The organism is Bradyrhizobium sp. UFLA05-109 (genome assembly GCF_054185165.1).
Genome location: NZ_JBBIAR010000055.1, coordinates 14351 through 31655 on the forward strand (window position 1 = coordinate 14351; position 17305 = coordinate 31655).

The 17305-nt window shown below is 58.6% G+C and carries 12 protein-coding genes; 5 read left to right on the plus strand and 7 right to left on the minus strand.

Annotated features, from left to right (window positions below; all coding sequences use genetic code 11):
• Positions 1-37 precede the first annotated feature (37 nt).
• From Q3C01_RS32245 to Q3C01_RS32260, 4 genes are all read left to right on the plus strand, one after another.
• Positions 38-2980, plus strand: a complete 2943-nt coding sequence (locus Q3C01_RS32245) for a hypothetical protein (protein WP_458149305.1) — start codon at positions 38-40, stop codon at positions 2978-2980.
• A gap of 210 nt (positions 2981-3190) precedes the next feature.
• Positions 3191-5494, plus strand: coding sequence for a sensor histidine kinase (locus Q3C01_RS32250; RefSeq protein WP_458149306.1), 2304 nt, complete (start codon positions 3191-3193; stop codon positions 5492-5494).
• A complete protein-coding gene (locus Q3C01_RS32255) occupies positions 5491-7464 on the plus strand; it encodes a hypothetical protein (RefSeq protein WP_458149307.1) in 1974 nt (657 codons plus the stop codon). Before Q3C01_RS32250 ends, Q3C01_RS32255 begins: the two co-directional genes overlap by 4 nt.
• Positions 7465-7522: 58 nt before the next feature.
• Positions 7523-8332: a phosphoadenosine phosphosulfate reductase domain-containing protein gene (locus Q3C01_RS32260; protein ID WP_458149308.1), complete on the plus strand. Its 810-nt coding sequence runs from the start codon at positions 7523-7525 to the stop codon at positions 8330-8332.
• 39 nt (positions 8333-8371) lie between these two features.
• Here the strand turns inward: Q3C01_RS32260 and Q3C01_RS32265 are convergent, their stop codons facing one another.
• The 5 genes from Q3C01_RS32265 to Q3C01_RS32285 form a co-directional block, all read right to left on the minus strand.
• Positions 8372-8995, minus strand: coding sequence for a class I SAM-dependent methyltransferase (locus tag Q3C01_RS32265; RefSeq protein WP_458149309.1), 624 nt, complete (start codon positions 8993-8995; stop codon positions 8372-8374).
• Entirely contained in the window at positions 8982-9425 is a 444-nt protein-coding gene (locus Q3C01_RS32270; protein WP_458149310.1) for a hypothetical protein, read from the minus strand. Before Q3C01_RS32270 ends, Q3C01_RS32265 begins: the two co-directional genes overlap by 14 nt.
• Positions 9426-9593: 168 nt before the next feature.
• Positions 9594-10496, minus strand: coding sequence for a hypothetical protein (locus Q3C01_RS32275; protein ID WP_458149311.1), 903 nt, complete (start codon positions 10494-10496; stop codon positions 9594-9596).
• A gap of 639 nt (positions 10497-11135) precedes the next feature.
• Entirely contained in the window at positions 11136-12782 is a 1647-nt protein-coding gene (locus Q3C01_RS32280) for a Dyp-type peroxidase (RefSeq protein ID WP_458149312.1), read from the minus strand.
• The gene (locus Q3C01_RS32285; RefSeq protein ID WP_458149313.1) at positions 12782-14152 is read right to left on the minus strand and encodes a hypothetical protein; all 1371 of its coding nucleotides are present in this window, start codon (positions 14150-14152) and stop codon (positions 12782-12784) included. Before Q3C01_RS32285 ends, Q3C01_RS32280 begins: the two co-directional genes overlap by 1 nt.
• Before the next feature lie 292 nt (positions 14153-14444).
• Between Q3C01_RS32285 and Q3C01_RS32290 the strand changes: the two genes are divergently transcribed.
• Positions 14445-16088: a flavin monoamine oxidase family protein gene (locus Q3C01_RS32290; protein ID WP_458149314.1), complete on the plus strand. Its 1644-nt coding sequence runs from the start codon at positions 14445-14447 to the stop codon at positions 16086-16088.
• Between the two features lie 85 nt (positions 16089-16173).
• Here the strand turns inward: Q3C01_RS32290 and Q3C01_RS32295 are convergent, their stop codons facing one another.
• Both Q3C01_RS32295 and Q3C01_RS32300 read right to left on the minus strand, forming a co-directional pair.
• Positions 16174-16389 carry a hypothetical protein gene (locus tag Q3C01_RS32295; protein ID WP_458149315.1) on the minus strand — a complete coding sequence of 72 codons (216 nt, stop codon included), beginning with the start codon at positions 16387-16389 and terminating at the stop codon, positions 16174-16176.
• A 431-nt stretch (positions 16390-16820) separates the two neighbouring features.
• Positions 16821-17030 carry a helix-turn-helix domain-containing protein gene (locus tag Q3C01_RS32300; RefSeq protein WP_130229222.1) on the minus strand — a complete coding sequence of 70 codons (210 nt, stop codon included), beginning with the start codon at positions 17028-17030 and terminating at the stop codon, positions 16821-16823.
• Positions 17031-17305 lie beyond the last annotated feature (275 nt).

A 17305-nucleotide genomic window follows, 5' to 3' on the forward strand; every position in this document is an offset into this window, starting at 1 on the left:
GGCCAGATTGGGGACGGTCGCCTCTTTGAAGACTGTCTTGGATATGGCCTCGGCGGTCGCGGACCAACGTGGATGCGGCCTGCTCCTGGTTCTCGACGAAATGGGGAAATTCCTCGAGCACGCGGCGAACCATCCCGAAACTGAGGACATCTTCTTGCTTCAAGTGCTCGCGGAGCGTGCGGTCAGGAGCGGCGGATCTCCGTTCATGATCGTGGGACTGCTGCATCAGGGGTTCCAAGCATACGCGGAGCGCCTTCCCTTCGCCCAGAAGCACGAATGGGAAAAGATAGCCGGAAGGTTCGAAGAAGTCGTATTCGACCAACCGCTGGTCCACACCGCCACCCTTACTGCCCACGCGCTCGGGATTGGAGTGGGCTCTCTTCCGAAAGCGGTCACTCTCGAAGCAAAGCGCATCTTGAGCGCATCCAAGGCACTCGGCTGGCTCGGGCGGACTTCCATCGTCGATAGTGCTTCGATCTATCCGCTGCATCCGATGGTGCTACCGGTTCTGGTGCGCTTCTTCGCGCGCTTCGGTCAGCACGAGCGTTCGCTTTTCAGTTTCCTGCTTTCGAACGAACCGTTTGGACTGCAGGCGTTCGCCGACTCGTCGGTGTCGACGGACAATTGGTATCGACTCCATCACTTTTTCGACTACGTCCGCGCGGTATTCGGACATCGCCTGAGCGGAGAGAGCTACAGAAGTTCCTGGCTGCGCCTCATTGAGATCGTCGACCGCGCTCACGAACTCTCAATGCAGGAGTTGTTCGCGATAAAGACGGTCGCTGTGCTCAACCTTCTCGACACTGATGACCTCGCCGCGTCAGGCGAAGCGTTAGCGGTCTCACTTGGATTGGATGAGAAGCAGACATCGTCCCTGCTGAAGGGGCTTGGGGATCGGGGCCTTCTATTCCGCAGGGGCCAGGGCGGCGATTACCGACTTTGGGGATCCTCAAGCGTCGATCTTCGGGCCGCCTTTCAGGAGGCACTTGCGGCTATCGGAGAGCAAGGCGACTTCGCGGCGGGCGTCTCTCAGTATCTCGACAAACGGCCGATCGCCGCGCGTAGGCACTATCTGACCACCGGTACTCTGCGCTATTTCGATGTCCACTATATCGGTGCCGCGTCCGTCGAGGCTGCTGCCGCCAGGAATCCGGATGCGGATGGCTCGGTCATCGTTGTTCTGGCAGAGAACGAAGGCGAACGTTCTTTGGCGAACATCGCCGCACAGCGATCCGCCCGTCCAGACGTCATCGTCCTGGTTTCTGACGTCTTATCAGGTTTGACGCCCGATCTTCGCGATGCGCAGGCCTGGCAGCATGTGATCGCTAATACCGCGGAGCTTTCGGACGATCCCTTTTCGCTGGCAGAAGCCGACAGACAGTTGAAGCGCTGCGCTGCCAAGCTATCCATGGGCCTGGAGGAAGCGATTGGACTAAGATCGACACTCTCACGGGCGTCGACTATCCATCGATGCGGCGGAAAGCCAGCACTGCCCTCGGATCGGCGCCTGGCGCCGCTGCTCTCTGACGTCTGCGACGAATTGTATGCGCAGGCGCCAATCGTCATGAACGAGCTTCTCAACCGCAATTCCTTGAGCTCCGCCGCCTCCGCGGCACGCATGAGGCTCATTGAGGGCATCTTCGTGTCTCCGCAACTACCGTTGTTGGGGATCGACGAGGTGCGCGCGCCGCCTGAAAAATCGATGTACCTGTCGGTCCTAGCGGCGGGCAGAGTGCACAGGACCAAAGGATCGCGTTCGTTTATTGAGGATCCTCCGAAGGAGGACGACCCGCTTCGACTGCGTCCGTCATTGGGCCGACTCATGGGTCGGCTCGAGGATTCCAAGGGTGCTCGCATATCCGTCGAGAGCCTGTTCTCGGAACTGCGCGCCGCTCCCTTCGGCATCCGAGACGGCGTCATACCGTTGCTGCTCGCGATCGTCGTCAGCACCCATGCGCACGAGATCGCGTCATACGAAAACGGCACCTTCCTTCACAATTTCGGACCGGCCGACTTCCTCCGTCTCATCAAGCAACCAGAAAGCTTCGAACTCCAACTTTGTCGTGTCGCGGGCGTCCGCGCGGAGGTGTTCCGCCTGCTGCTCGAATGCTTCGCGACAGAAACCCCGACGGATCGGCAGTCGGATCTGCTAGACGTCGTCGCCCCTCTTTGCAAGTTCGCTGCGAACCTTCCCGAATACACTCGCCGCTCCACTTCGCTCGACGCCGAATCCGGTCGCGTCCGCGATGCCCTTCTGAAGAGCACCGATCCTTCGCGCCTGTTGTTTCACGAACTTCCGGAAGCGTGCGGCATTCGACCGTTCGACATCGATGGACGACGGGATCGCGCCAGGACGGAAGCGTTCGTGACGGCCCTGCACGACGCCACGCAGCGGCTCCGAGACGCATATCCCACTCTGCTGACGGACATCGTCGCGGACGTCGGTCGGGCGCTCGATGCCGGCGGTGGCAGCATGGACCGCACCAAGTTGGCTAGCCGAGGCTCACGCGTCGCCCTTGCTGCAAAGGAGCCGCGGCTCCGAGCGCTGGCCCAGAAACTGCGCGACCCCGGCCTATCGGAAGACGGTTGGATCGAATCGATCGCAAGCTTCGTCGCCAGCAAGCCGCCCGCTAGGTGGACGAACCAGGATGTAGAGAAGTGGAGAGCAGACATCGGTGCGCTCGGCCGTACCTTCCTTGGAGTCGAGGCCGCGGCCTTCTCCGCGGGCTCCGAGCCGGTCCCCAGTGCCGTCAGGCTCGGTCTCACTCGCGCCGACGGAGCGGAGCGAGCGCGCGTCGTCGACGTCGCGGCGGCCGAGGGACCGGAGGCGGCACCACTTATCGTCGAAATCGACGCGATTTTGGCAAAGTCCAAGAATGCGCGCGTCGCGATCCTTTATAGACTCCTCTGGGAAGCGCTTGGTGGAAATAGCGACGTGGAGGCAGATGCCGTCGAAGATCAACGAGGCAAGAGCGGATGAAATTAGGATCCGAACGGAAAGTAAATCAAGTTTGTCGACACTCCCGGCTAGGCGCAAAGTATTGCGATGGCCGCGCCACCATAAGCGGGTCTGCCTTCGCGTGACATCCGCACGCAATCACATTTTGGAAGCGTAGGAAGCATTTTGGCCTTTCGGGTTGCCGCAAGAACGATCTTGGAATTGGGAGCCGAGCTCATAAGCTCGGACTCCGTGGCGATCTACGAGATCGTCAAGAACGCAATCGACGCACAATCTCCAGACGGAGTTTCGCTCGAGCTTTGTATTACTCTTCCTCATAATCACTATGTCGATATCCTTGCCGACCTCGACGCCGCTATAGCTAAGAAGGCCGAAGACGAGGCCACAAGAATATTAGCATCCATCGACGCGGCGATACTTAATTCAGCGCCGCCCGACCGGAGGCAGTCCTTCCTAAAGGAACTGGAGGGAGCGACCACGCTCGCGGAGATCAAGGAAGGGCTTCGGAAAGGCTACGAGAGCAACAACTGGATCGAATTCCGCGACTCCGGTCACGGCATGTCGAAAAAGGACCTTCTCGAAGCATATCTATTGATTGGTACACCCGCACGGCGCACGCAGGTCACCTCGGCGCTCGGAAGGGGACAGCAATCGCCCTATCTAGGAGAAAAGGGCGTCGGGCGATTGTCGGCCATGCGCCTCGGATCCAAGCTCAAGGTAACGACGGCACGCGCCGAAGACACCAATATGAATATTCTCGAGGTCGATTGGACGGACTTCGAGGACGACAGCAAGCTATTGGAGGACATTCCTGTCGCCCCTCGGGCTGGCCCCAAAAAGCTAGAGCCGTCTTATCAAGGAACGACAATTCATGTGTCGAACCTTCAGGGCGGCTGGTCTCCCAAGCGGATTCAGGAAATTGCGACGCTCGAGCTGTCGCGGTTGTGGGATCCCTTTACCGCCAGAAAACGCCGTTTTCGTGTCGCCATTTTCTTCAACGGAGAACGCATCGACATCCCTCGGCTGGACCGAGCTATTCTCGAGCTCGCGCATGCCACCCTGAAGGGAAAGTATAAGGTTCAGAATGGCAAGGCGTCTCTCGTGCTCGAAATGTGGTGCGGTGACCTAGGAAAGGGAAACAAGCCCGAAACGCGCATCGATGAACTGGAGAACATAGATCTCAGGTCGATAACACGCGACGACGTGGAAGTGTCCAAGACCGCTCTCGCTACGGTGGGGTCGTTCGATTTCGATCTGTATTGGTTTAACCGTCAAAGGCTGAAAAAGGTCGACACCATCGGCGACCGCAATCACGTGTTGGCTCTTCAGAAGCAATGGTCGGGAATTATGCTTTTCCGCGACGGTTACAGGGTTTTTCCTTACGGAAACGATCAGGACGATTGGCTCGGGCTCGACCGACGCGCTCTCGCTTCACCAGGCTACAAGCTGAACAAGGCCCAGTTCATCGGTAGGGTCGCGATTTCAAGAAGCGGCAACCGGATGCTCGTCGATCAGACCAATCGGGAGGGACTGAAGGACTGCGACGAAAAGTCGGTCCTGATAGAAGCGCTGTATTTCGCGATTAATGACCGGCTCCGCAAATTTCTGGACGAGATAATTGAACGTCAAAAGAACGTTCAAATCGACTTCGAACAGGCCGAGAAGCGTGTTGACCGGCTTGAAGAGCGAGCCACGAAATCGCTGAAGGAAATGCAGAGGCGGTTCGGCTCGGAAAAATCTAGACTTGAGGAATTAAAAGAAATCTTCGAGGAGATGCAGAAGTACTTCCTCGACGCAAAAGCCCGAGCCGAGCAGATCGAGGATGAACGGGACCGCATGATCCAACTGGCCGGCATTGGCCTGATGCTGGAATCGATAGCCCATGAGCTGGCGCGGTCAACCGAGTTCACGCTGAAGATACTGGAGGATGCTGACTCCAAGAAATTGCCGGAAGACGTCCATTCCGTGTTCAATACGCTACGCTCGGAAATGAAGACGATGAACCGGCGTCTGAGGGTATTGGATCCGCTTAGTATTTCGGGGCGTCAGAGAAAGGAGAACTTCGATTTCGTAGCTCTCGTCAGGGACGTGCTTGCTGGTCATGGGCGCCAGTTTGAACGTCACAAGATCGAGGCGACGGTTCTCACCAAGCATAGATCGGTAATTGTTCACGGCGTGAAGGGCATGTTTGTTCAGATCCTCGAGAATCTGATCAACAACTCGGTGTATTGGATGGATCTGCGAGCAGAGGAAGAGCCGAAATATCAGGCCAAGATCGAGATAAAGGTCGGAAACGCCGAGACTCTAATGGAGTACACCGATAATGGTCCCGGCATCCAACCAAGCATGAGAGACGAGGTCTTCAAGGCTTTCTTTTCTACCAAGGGAAAGAGCCGCCGTCAGGGACTCGGCCTCTATATCGCGCGGGATTGCGCGGTCCATCACGGCGGGTCTCTCTACCTCTCCGAGGATCGCACGGTTCATCGTGGGAGACTCAACACTTTCGTCCTCGAACTGCCTCCGGAGAAAAAATGATCACAGAGGTGAAGGTGCTGCTCGACAACCTCAATTTTTCCAAGGCTGCGATCGTCGATGATGCATACGACGACCTTCCGGAGGTCAGCAGCTTGAACGAACGTGCTTGGGCGCGGTTCTTCGATGACATTAGCGACAATGAAGAGTCGTTGTTGCGCGCCGCCTTCGGTGAGGCCGAGTACGACCAGGCTGATCCCGACGCGCTGCGTCGCGATCCTCGCTTCGTCACGACCGCTTGGCAGCAGCGTGGCCAATTGGGTCGAGCGGCGGGGGAACTTTTCCAGGATTTCGAAAGGGACCGATCTTCGAAACGAAGCGTTCTTGAGCCTCTAGAGGCTCTCATCAGCAACGATCTCAAGCTGTCTTGCACCATGCTTGGCTCAAAGCAGGATGATGCCATCGGCGATGCTGAGATCGTGTTTCTCGATCTTTTCCTCGGCGCTACGGAAGACGAGGCCGCAGTCGAACGCGGCATTCGTAGAGTGCGAGAGGTTATCGAAAGGCGCAGAACGAAACCTCCGCTCGTGTTTTTGATGTCTGCGAGTTCGCGTTTGGACGAACTCGCGCCGAAGGTGCGCGACGAAGCGGAATTGCTCGGGTGTCAGTTCCGCACTATTCGGAAGTCCGAACTTGCAAATGGCAGTACCGCGCTCGAGCGGCTCTATGACCTTGCCGTATGTTATCCAGATTCCCAACGCTTGAACCACTTCGTTTCGGAGTGGGCTTCCGCCCTCAAGAAGTCCCAGGAGAGCTTTCTCAAAACGATACGTGCACTCGATCTTCCCGACTATGCCAACACGCAGGCGTTGACGTTGGACGCCGAAGGCGAGCCGGTGGGGGACTACGTTATCGATCTGTACGATCTGTTCCTTCACAAGGTTATCGAAGGACAATCGGGGCTGATCAGGGCAGCTAAAGATTTGAACAACATCAAGTGGGACGAGTATCCTCCGGCGCAATTCATGCCCAGCGATAGCTTGATGGAAATGATGGATGGGGCCTTGTTCTACGATGAGGAACGAACTCGCATCGAGACCGAGATCGCAGGAGACCCGCAGTTCGTGCGCTTCGGGGACGTTTTCCTTTCGTTTGCGCCCCCACCGATAGCGGCAGCCGTCGCTCCGGTTGGTACACCTGACTCGGCAAAAGAGCAGGCAGGGACAGTGCCTCCGCCCGCTGGAGGAGCGGAAGCCGTACAGGGACCGCCTAGCCCTTCGCGTTACGTGTATATGGTCATATCGCAGTCTTGCGACCTCGTCCGGGGAGGAGCTGATCGGGTGTTACTGCTTAGAGGGGTGGCCAATCCACTCAGTTGGCGTCAGCATAGCAACGCATTTTCTAAACCCAGAACTCCGGTCATGAGCGTCGGTGACCTGCGGTACGTGATCGACTGGGATATTCTTTCGCCTGAAACGTGGTTGCTCAACGACCTGCCCAACAAGCTTGCCTCTGAAGTCACGCTAATTCGTCGGTTCAGGTTGCCTTTTGCTTCACAATTGCAGCAATTGTTCCTTGGTAATCTTGGTCGAATCGGAACGCTCCCGGCCGTTCCCTCCCGTTATCCTGCGGCGTTGTCGATTTTCCTCAAAACAAGTGAAGGTAAGGCCAAGCTCGTCCACCAGTGCCCGATGCATAGCGGCGAAGCGGTCTGCCTGGTCGGGCGATCAAAGAAGGAACTCAAGGAGTGGCTCCTTTTGTCTGCGCAGGCTCGCAAGAACTTGCGCGACATTTTTGCGGATTGCAAGAAATCAAACCCACCCAAGAACGCGCAGAAATTTCTCGACGCGGTTGACGATCCATCGTTCTACAGGGCCTTAACGGCAGGGCTTGAGATGAGGAGGAACGGCGTGGAACGTCCGTTCAAAAACAAGCCGTTCGATTTCATCAAGGTATCTACCAAAGGCGAAACGAAGGAGGACGACGTCATGAACAACGACGTCGTTCTTATTATCGAAGTCGAGCTCGAGTAACGAATCCCCCGCCAGGCGCGTTCGCGCTTTGGACTACGGAATTGAAGACAGAACGCAGATGACCAATCCAAGGCACATTCTCAGCCTATCCGGTGGTAAGGACAGCGCGGCTCTAGCCGTATATATGCGCGATAGGGTTCCGGAGATGGAGTACATCTTCCACGATACTGAGAAGGAACTGCCGGAAACCTATGAATACCTCGGTCGGCTCGAGGCGATTCTCGGGAAGTCGATCGCCCGGACTTCGCCCACAGATAGTTTCGATCATTGGCTTTCGGTCTACGGCGGAATGCTTCCGTCCAACCACCGACGCTGGTGTACGCGGATGCTCAAGCTCAAGCCGTTCGAGAACTACGTCGGCGACGATCCAGTGCTGAACTACGTCGGCCTGCGTGCAGACGAGGCCCGCACTGGCTACATCTCGACGAAAGCAAATATCACGGCTGTCTATCCGTTCCGCGAAGACGGCCTCGTGCTGGCTGACATCCACCGTATCCTGGAAGAATCTGGCCTTGGCATGCCCACGTACACCGAATGGGGTAGGAGTCGGTCGGGATGTTACTTTTGCTTCTATCAACAGAAGATCGAATGGGTCAGGCTGAAGGAGAAGTACCCAGAGCTCTACGAGCGAGCGAAGGAGTACGAGGCCGCTAGCCTAAAACAAGGTGTCGACTTCACGTGGTGTTCGTCGGAGTCCTTGGCTGAGCTCGAACGGCCCGAACGCATGGCCGCGATCAAGGCAAATCGGGCAGCTTACGAGGAAAGGCAGCGCCGAAAGCGCGGCAACCGGAGTTTAGCGGAGACGATTGGCGGTCTTGTAGCTGACGACGCGCGGGAAGACGACGGCTGCTTAATTTGCTCTCTTTAGTATTTAATAGACCGTCGCTCGTTATCGGCGGTGGACGTGTCAGCCGCTTCGTCGGAACGTCAGCTTCCTCCAGACGACGCCTTTACGGTTGAAGCTATCGCTGTCCGTGACGTCGTTAGTGGGTAGGATGCCGTGCGCGGCGAACGTCGCAGCGAGTAGACCTATATTGGTGTCATGAAACCCACGGTCGGGCTCGCCGGTGGCTGATCGTATAGTCAGATTGACGATCCCGCCCTGTCCAGTCAGACGTGCGACCGTCGCAGCGGCTTCGGCCTGCCTGTTCTCCGGAACGTGCATCCATACCGCGCTGAGCAGCACTAAGTCGTACGTCGTGCCGAGGCTTCCTATCTTGTCGAGTTTCGGCAGGCCGTCCTTTATCCATCGGATTCGAAGGCTGCGGTGTATTCGCTTGGCGCCGGCAAGCATGGCGGCGGATGGGTCCACTGCTATCACCCGCCAACCCTGCCCCGCCAGCCACGCGGCATCTCGGCCCGAACCGCAGCCTATGTCGAGGGCACTTCCGGTCAGTCCGCTGAGTAATCCGAGTAGATCCGCGTGGACGGCTTCGAAGCCGACCTGCTCGTATTTCTGCAGCAGGATTTCCGAGCGCTCCTCGTAATAGCGTTCGGCGACCGCGGTGCTGGCAGCTTCAGGCAGGCACATGACAGGCCGGACCGAACTTTGAAAACAGTGTCATACCGAACGCTGCAAGGCTCAGGAGGAAGGACAACAACAGAAGGACCGAGAACATGATGATCATCGTATATTTGCCGGCGTTTCGCGATCGCCCCTGGAATTCGGTGATCCGTCCGAGCAGAGGTTCCATGACTCCGCGCCTGAGTCGCCACAGCACGACCACGAAGCACACGTTGGCGCACCCGGCGAGCAAGAAGAGCGCTGCCTGGAGGAAGTGGTCGTCGATCTTGCCCGCGCCAAACCAGAGGCCGCCGGTCAGCGTCGAGACGATGACGGGTATCTGCCATAGGAATCCGTTCAGGGACCGGAATTCCTGGCAGTCCTGCTCGAAAATCACCTTGGCCCGCTGAAAGTTCCGCTCGGCGGCGGCTTGTGTGGCATCGTCCGTATCGGTCATAGAAACTCCGGCGAATCATTGCTGCTTCCCTGGCGGAAGCCTGCCCATCCTAGCCGAACCATGGTTCCTCCGGCGCAAGATTCGCCCCGTCAGAAGGTCAGCGCCACTGTGAGGGACGACAGGCGTCCCGAGTGTCCATCAGCTTCGAATGCTATTCCGTCGTAAACACTATTCGGGCAGATCATTCGTAACGACACGCCGTCCTCGTCCTTGGCGCACTGCCTGATGCACCACACCCGAGCCAGGCTCAACCAGGGTAGTCACCTTTGCATCCTCTACGCCGCGCACGACATCCATCACCGGGCGCCCATCTGCTTTAGCAGCGCGTAACTGGTCAAGGAACGCACCAGCGTCCAGCCCTTTGCGTTCAATGATGTGCGTGGCGCTTAGCATGTCGCCGCCGTCGCCTTGTGCCAGCAGCTTCTCGACCACATCTTCCTTGAAGACCATATCCATGCCTTCGCCGCCGGCGTAGTTGCGCTTGATCTTTCCGGGCGCCAACCGCGCCGCTTCCATTGTCAAAATATCCGAATGGTGCAGCGGCAGATGGTAGTCGCTGTAGTCGATGAAGCGCTTTCCGTCGATCCGCATCTGGAAATGATAGTGCGCCCGCCGCGATTCTTCCGTATTGCCGTGACCGTCATAGTCGCTTTTCCCGCAGGAGATTGCCCACTCAAAATCCTTGTACTTGGTTGTGACCTCCACGAGCTTCCCGGTGCCTTCATCCGCCATATTGTTTATGTTTTTTGCAAACGCTTCCTGATTGGCGACGCGACGTATGAAAAGTTCGATCTGCGCCAGCGAGTAACGTTCCGCGATCCTCGGGAAATCGTCCTTCTCAAACCCTTCAGGCTTTAGCAGCCAGTGCAGGCAGGGCGCGTCTTTCGTATAGGACGACAACGCATTCTTGCAGGTCGGGCACGTGCCCTCTGCGAATGTTACGGCGAAGGCGTCGGCCACCTTCTGCGCGTGCGGCTGTGCACGCCGATGGTTTGCTTCAATAACGCTTTGCGGAAGAAGTCGCAGGTAACTTGCGTACTGCGCGCCTGCCATCTTGGATTCCTGGCTCATCGGCAACTGTCCTTCGCAGGAAGACAAAATGATTAGGTAGGCTGAACTACAGAGTTGCGCAATGTGGCAATGAAAAAAGCAGCAAATTTAGAAAGGCTTGCGCCATCTCATCGAAAAGCGGTGCGCTCCAACAGACCCGAAATCCTGCCCCATTTTCGAAGCTCAACCGGTGAGGCGGGCACAGCAAGCTTGCGAACGGCCGAGTTGCTTAAAACTCGCGCGCCGCTGTCCATGCACAAAGCCCCAAGCTGAATGAGCGCTGCAGAACATTGCGCGCGGGCAACGTAGGCGTCGCGCGCAGCTACGCGGTGCTACGCTATAGCCGCAGGGCGGACGTCCGCGCGCGCCAACGCTTGCTCTTCGAGCTCCGAACCAGCGGCAACACTACATTTGGTACGTCATGGTCGATCGAGGTGCGGATTAAGTGCTGATGCTGCTTCGATTTTTAAGATGTCTCGGTCCAATCCATCATTGCACAGGGTTCGGGCCCGGGAAGGACGGCTGCTTACGACCACGGGGCGGAAGGTGTTTTGGCGCAATATCCAGCGAGTAGCTGAAGGACTTGCGCTCTGTCATGACGCAGGCATCGTGCATGGCGCTGTCGGCGCGTGATTTCGTACGCCTGCCGCGCTCGTCCGGTTACGATGACGCCAGCACGACCTCACGGAGCGCTGTCAGAGATGGCACAAAAAAGTATCCACCTCCGCTGGGTGCGACGAACGCCGTTTGCGCCTTGACCTCCCCGGACTGGAGCTGCGCGCCGAACAGATGACAACGCCGGACCCCGTCAGGCGCAGCGGCATTCTGACCAACGATCATGTCATGTCCGCCAGGACCACGCGGACGCGATCCGTTGTTGATCCATCGCGCCTGGAGAAACTCAAACTGGTCCTCGATCGATGATTGAATCGAGAGAAACAACAGGCCGCGATCCCCTTCGAGCGGATCGGGGCCGCCGTCGCCATATCGGTCTGCGAGGCTTTCGCCGAAGGCAACCCCAACGCGCAACAGACGCCGCGTCTGCGAAGCGTTGCCTCCTCCCATGTCGGAGCCGCTGTCGCGCGTATTGACCTTGCGAATATGCGCGCCCGCGGGGCAAACGATCCCGACCGGATCTGCCTGCGCGTCCGCAAACGGTGACGGGCCACCCGCACGAGCCGGCGTGTCATTGTCGAAGCGGAAATCGTTGTTGGCCATGTCGTCCGCGCCGAGATCGGGATTGTCCTTGTCCGGCGTCCTGAGAACGGGAGCTCCGCTTGGCCAGCGCCCAACTAGCCGTGAGGCGAGCGCCTCATCCGTCAGGCCCTCGAAGCCGGAGGTTTTCGAAAGGCGCGCGGCTTCGCGCCGCATTGTCTGCCAGAAGCCGGCGACATCCTGCCTCAGGCGCCGATAGACGAGGAAGCTGCCGTTTCTCATCCAGGGTTCGCAGGGCAGCGTCGGTCCGGGGAGAAGCGGATCGGCGCCGGAGACGGGATACCCGAGCAGAAATTCCCCCGGCCAGACCAGGTCCTGACCCGGATACCCGTAGAGCCACGCATCAGGAAGATCGGCGGCGTCAAGTTTGCGTTCGGTGACAAAGTCATCCGGCGCATGACTGGCGCGCCCACGAATTCCGGGCTGCGACACACCATCATCGAACCCGAAATGCTCATGTCCCTCTTGATCGGCGCGAACGTCGCCGTTCTGGATCGCTACGTTCGCTCCCAGCCCCACGAGATCTCCCGCGATGCGCTGCGCTAGGGAACGAACGTCAGCCTGATGGTCACCAGCGACCACGAACATTGCATCGAGTTCGTTTCCGGGGCCGCCGACGACCCAATTGGCCGCTGCGGCCGGATCGTCCGGATCGACAGGGTCACCAAGGAGCGCCGACCGCGCGGCAAGCCCTCCGCGAAACGCTGGGCTCTTGAACTGACTTACCGCCGGCGTGAAACGCCCCAACCCTTGAGCGGTGAAGGCAAGTGCCACGAGCGGCGCGCGAGCCTCTCGCTTGGCGGCCCCAGCGGCGAACTGACGATGCTGCCTTCGATCCTCAAGCGTCTTCCTTCCCGACGCAATCGCCCTGGAGGAAACCATCGCGGCCAGATGCTCGCGAATTGCAACCAGTTGCGCAATCGCTTCGGGCAGCCCGATATAGACCAGGGCATGATGCGGTTTGAGAAAGCCGGGAGCCGCGATACCCTGGATGTCATCGAGTTCCAGTACGGGCTCTATCGGAGCCATTGCGCGTGGCTTCACGTTGGTGACCACCGGCTTCTTGTCGACGACGACTGCTCTCTTGGCCATCAGACGCCCCCATGCGCCCGGCGCGAATAGTTGAGACTTGCGACCACGGCAGGGCCGGCGCCGCGGCCGTCGTGGCTATGCGGCTCCGAAAAAGCCGGCATCAAACCCGGTGGAATGTTTGTGCCGATATCGATGGCACGCAGAAGCCGCGTGTCGGAACGCAGCACGCACGCTTGGCCGACGCATTCGATCCTGTCGTTGGACACGGTGCGCAGGTCAGTTGCGCCACCTACGAGCTTGACGGTGATGCATTCGGCGATTTGCCCGCCCCACCGCAACGGCACACCGCCGATCATGAGATCACTCAACGTGCGCCCCGTTTCGGGCGGCACCTCGACGACTAGCCGCTCGATTCGGCCGGGCTCGCCCCTCACGATGCGGATACATTCGGCAGGCGCAATCCCGTCCGGGAGCTCCCATCCCGTCAGGTCGATATCATCCATGTAAAGACCTACCGGGTTGACGAGCGTTACCATCGCTTTCAGTCGCGCGAGTGCATTGACGGTGGCCCCGATCGTAGGATCGCTGTTGCGGTTGGCGCCGCCATAGCGCGAGCAGCAGATGAGCTCGTCCGGCGATGTGACCGGCGTTCCGTCGCGGCGTTGGCGCAAGATCGTGGCGTCCGCACCCAGCCTGATCTCGGCCCCGATCGAATTCGGCGGGCAATTCAGATGCGCAATGCCGTGGGTCGTATTCCACTTATTGTTGGGGTTGTAGTCCCCCACCTGCAGGCCCCCAAACGGCACCTTGACCCGGAGGTCGTCGACCTCGACCGGCTTGCCGGTGAGCTCACGATAGAGGTGGGCGGCGTATTCTGGGTTGCCGGAAAAGCGATACGACACGCCGTCATCGATGTTGACGCTCCCACCGAAGATCGCGGTCCAGTATTCTGGCGGTTCGGACGTGAAGGTGACCCGCGCGACCCGTCCGGTGCCAGGATCGCGCTCGACGAACCATTCGCAATATTCATCGAGCGGCCGGAACCAGACCTTGGTTTTTGCCAGCATCAGCCGCTGCGCCGGCAGCGCGCTATCGTAGGGTTTATGATAGGCATCATAAGGCGACAGCGGCCACAGGCTGTCAGCCTCCTGGAGCGCGCGGTCACGCCCGAATTTCAGAACCAAGGTTTTGGGAAACGCATTCCAGACGATCGGCTGCTCAACGAGCGTCGTCTTGGCATCGTATTGCTTGGGATCGAAGAACTGGACCGTGCCGGGCTTTGCTTCGTCCGATGAAAGAATAGCTTTCTGGACGTCGATCGAGGATTTGAAACAGAGGCTGACAAACTCGTCCCATTGCTGGCGCCCGCCGGGGACGTGGTCAAGATCGGTCAGATACGCGGGCGGATCGAACCTGCGCAAAATTGACATGCGTGCTCCTCCGCTAGGTGCGGGACATTACCCCATCAGAAACAATGATCCGCCGCTGCGGGCGTTGCGCCAGTAATCTGTCCGTAGCCTCAAACGCGTCATCCGAAATCCATGACCGCTGGCGCTCTCTCCCCGGGCCGGTCAGCACAAATACGTCGACAAATATATTATGGTCACGCGCCAAGGAGCGCTGGACTACCCCCGCTCGGCTGCTAGAGCCATTCCCATCGATCAGCTATAAGTTGCACACGTCGCTGCCGTTGACAACCGCTTTCCTTTTGAAAAGCCAGAGATGTTCAACGTTTACCCCGGTGGCGCCATCGCCTATTCGCGTCGAGGAGAGCGCAGCTTTTCTGAGACGCGATCCAACGTCGTCCATCACGGAGACACCATGGCTCGTTCACTCTACGCCCGGCTCGACCAGCGCTTTGGCACCAAGCCGCCAGCCTTTCAGCGCCAACGCGACCTGCAGAACAGGATCGCGAACTTCGCGCAGACATTCGACGCGAATATTATGTTTGCTCCTGAACGGGCAGACAAGAAGACGCGCGTTGCCGTCGTCGGTGCGGGGTTCGCCGGTCTCATGGCCGGCCATACCCTGTCGCGCTCCTGCACCGTCCAGGTTTTCGAGGCGCGAGATCGCCTCGGCGGCCGTGTGTGGACTCAATTTCACACATCATCTCACCGCGTGATCGAAGCCGGCGCCGAGTTGATCGGATACAATCACTTGACCTGGCTGCAGCTTGCCAAGCAGTTCGGCCTGGGATTGAGCGTGCTCACCACGGAAGAAGCGTTCACGTCACTCAACCTGGATATGCCGCTGTCGCTGGACGGCCAGGTGCTCTCGCCGAAAGAGACCAAGCAAGTCTACGACGAGATGGAGCCGGTGATCGCGAAGATCTGCGCAGAAGCGAGAAAGCTGGCCGATCCTTATAAATGCTGGGATACCCCGCACGCGCACGACCTCGACCGGACGAGCCTGGCGGACTGGATCGAGAAGCAGGATTGCAGCAGGCTTGCGAAGAGGGCGCTGGAGGCCCAGTTCGCCAACACCAACGGCGCCCCCACCAACCGCCAGAGCCTGCTCGCCAACCTCGCCGCTATTCGCGGCGGCGGGCTTCATGGCAAGCCCGACGACTACTTTACCCAGTCCGAGACCGTTAAATGCGAGCAAGGCAATCAAACGCTCGCATTCAAGCTGGCGGAGAGCATCGAGGCCGCAGGTGGTCATGTCGCAACCAATACGCCGATAGCACGGATCGATATCCGGGACGATAAAGTTGTCCTCACGTCCGCAGCCGGCGACGCGCTTGAATTCGATCATGTCGTATTCGCCATCCCGCCGAGCCTGTGGCCAACTGCGTCATCCCCTTCGGACATCACGATCGCCCCGGCTATTCCGTCCGACTGTCACATGTCGATGGGCCTCGCGATCAAGTACCTGAGCGAGCTCAAGGGGCGTTTCTGGTTCGGTGCGGGCCTGTCGCCGAACGGCATGTCAGATGCGATCGGGATGACCTGGGACGGCACGGATAATCAGATTCAAATGACGGATCAGACCGTGGAGCTCAGTCTCTTCGCCGGGGGAGACGCCGCCCAGGAGGCGGTACGGCTGCTTGGCCAATCAGGCCAGGCCGCGCTGCATGCGCACTACGGGCGCGAGCTTGAAAAGCTCTTTGCCGGGTATTCCGAAAATTTGACCAGCGATCCCACATTGATCTGCTGGCCCGCCGAACGTTGGACTGGGGCCGGCTATTCATGCCCCGCTCCCGGCGAAGTCACTCGCATCGGCCCGTTCCTCAATCGACCGTTCAATGGACGGCTAGTTTTTGCAGGTGAGCACTGCTGCCTGCCGTTTTTCGGCTACATGGAGGGTGCCTTGCAATCGGGGCTGGCCGCGGCATCGGCCATCACACGGAACGAGGGCCTCGTCTAAGCCACGCACGGCGCACGGCTTGGTTGCCGCATAAAAAAGGGCATGTCACAGCCGTAGCCGCGCGTCAGGCTTCTACCCCTTGCAGTTACTGCAAGGCTATTTCGCCAGACGTCATGATGTGCTGCTCGACAAAGGCCATCAGGCCCGGCCGATCCCTGGCCACATGATGTTCCAGCATTTTTTGATTTTCATTCTGCGTGCTAACCGGGAACGTCTGATCGGCCCAGGCGAGCCGCCAATAGCGATTGAGACTGCTGCGGCGCGACTCTGTGAAGTTAGACAGCCTTCCTACAATAGTCATTGTTCGACAGCTGTTTTCCAGGCAAATTGGCAGAGAGCCAAAATCGATGCACCTTTACCTTGATGACACCAAAGATCCCCGGATTTAACCGGCCTCACTTCTGTCTAGAAGACGATAGCCTGAAGGAAAATCATATCCAACCGTCGCGTAGGTTTTGAACTGCTGCCAAAACGTTGCTCCCAAGTAAGAGCCCTCGTATAGCACGCCCGCTGACGGCGTGCTGTCCAAGAGCTTAGCGTATCAGGGGCAACTTCCCTTCGTGCTCCAGAATCGGCTTGGCCCCCATCTCGATCCGCAAAACCGATTCTGGCGCGGTTCTATTGCCCCGGACGTAGGGCAGTATGAGGCTGCACCAATCAACCCACAAAGAATACTGGCGAGCTGCGGCTTGCTGTGGAGGTAGTCCCCGTTTCCCGCAGAGTGTCTCTGAGCTACCGATCCTGGAATAGAACGACGGGGTCAATGCCAAGAGCCTCTGAAATTTGCTCCAGAGCGTCAACGGTCGGCGAATTTTCCTCGCGCTCGATCATTCCAATGTAGTTGCGATTCAAGCCGGCGCGATCAGCCAATTCCTCTTGGGAAAGGCCGCTCTTCCGTCGTTGACGTCGAAGATTTTGGGCTACCACCCGCCGCAACTTCATGCGGCAAGACGGCCTCAAACGCCACTTGATCTCCACCTAGTATACTAGGTATTGTTCGCGCCTCCCTGGGAATGTTTTAGATGACCAATGTGCGAGCCCCGTTGCCTAAACCGTTTGCCGAGCGGGTCTCACTCACCGACGGGCGGATCCTCCGCATCGGTTATCGGGCTCACGGGGTTGAGTCCATCTTGGCAAGCATTGAACTCCCCGTTGAAGTACTTGAACAGGAAATCGTAGGCGGCCTAGAGCTGGTCACTACGATTAGTCCTTCCGGC

Bases quoted from the DNA above. Each gene is read 5' to 3' on its own strand.
- Q3C01_RS32285 (WP_458149313.1), bottom strand. From the start codon at position 14,152: ATGTCAATTTTGCGCAGGTTCGATCCGCCCGCGTATCTGACCGATCTT.
- Q3C01_RS32295 (WP_458149315.1), bottom strand. From the start codon at position 16,389: ATGACTATTGTAGGAAGGCTGTCTAACTTCACAGAGTCGCGCCGCAGC.
- Q3C01_RS32290 (WP_458149314.1), top strand. From the start codon at position 14,445: ATGTTCAACGTTTACCCCGGTGGCGCCATCGCCTATTCGCGTCGAGGA.
- Q3C01_RS32280 (WP_458149312.1), bottom strand. From the start codon at position 12,782: ATGGCCAAGAGAGCAGTCGTCGTCGACAAGAAGCCGGTGGTCACCAAC.
- Q3C01_RS32260 (WP_458149308.1), top strand. From the start codon at position 7,523: ATGACCAATCCAAGGCACATTCTCAGCCTATCCGGTGGTAAGGACAGC.
- Q3C01_RS32270 (WP_458149310.1), bottom strand. From the start codon at position 9,425: ATGACCGATACGGACGATGCCACACAAGCCGCCGCCGAGCGGAACTTT.
- Q3C01_RS32275 (WP_458149311.1), bottom strand. From the start codon at position 10,496: ATGAGCCAGGAATCCAAGATGGCAGGCGCGCAGTACGCAAGTTACCTG.
- Q3C01_RS32300 (WP_130229222.1), bottom strand. From the start codon at position 17,030: ATGAAGTTGCGGCGGGTGGTAGCCCAAAATCTTCGACGTCAACGACGG.
- Q3C01_RS32255 (WP_458149307.1), top strand. From the start codon at position 5,491: ATGATCACAGAGGTGAAGGTGCTGCTCGACAACCTCAATTTTTCCAAG.
- Q3C01_RS32265 (WP_458149309.1), bottom strand. From the start codon at position 8,995: ATGTGCCTGCCTGAAGCTGCCAGCACCGCGGTCGCCGAACGCTATTAC.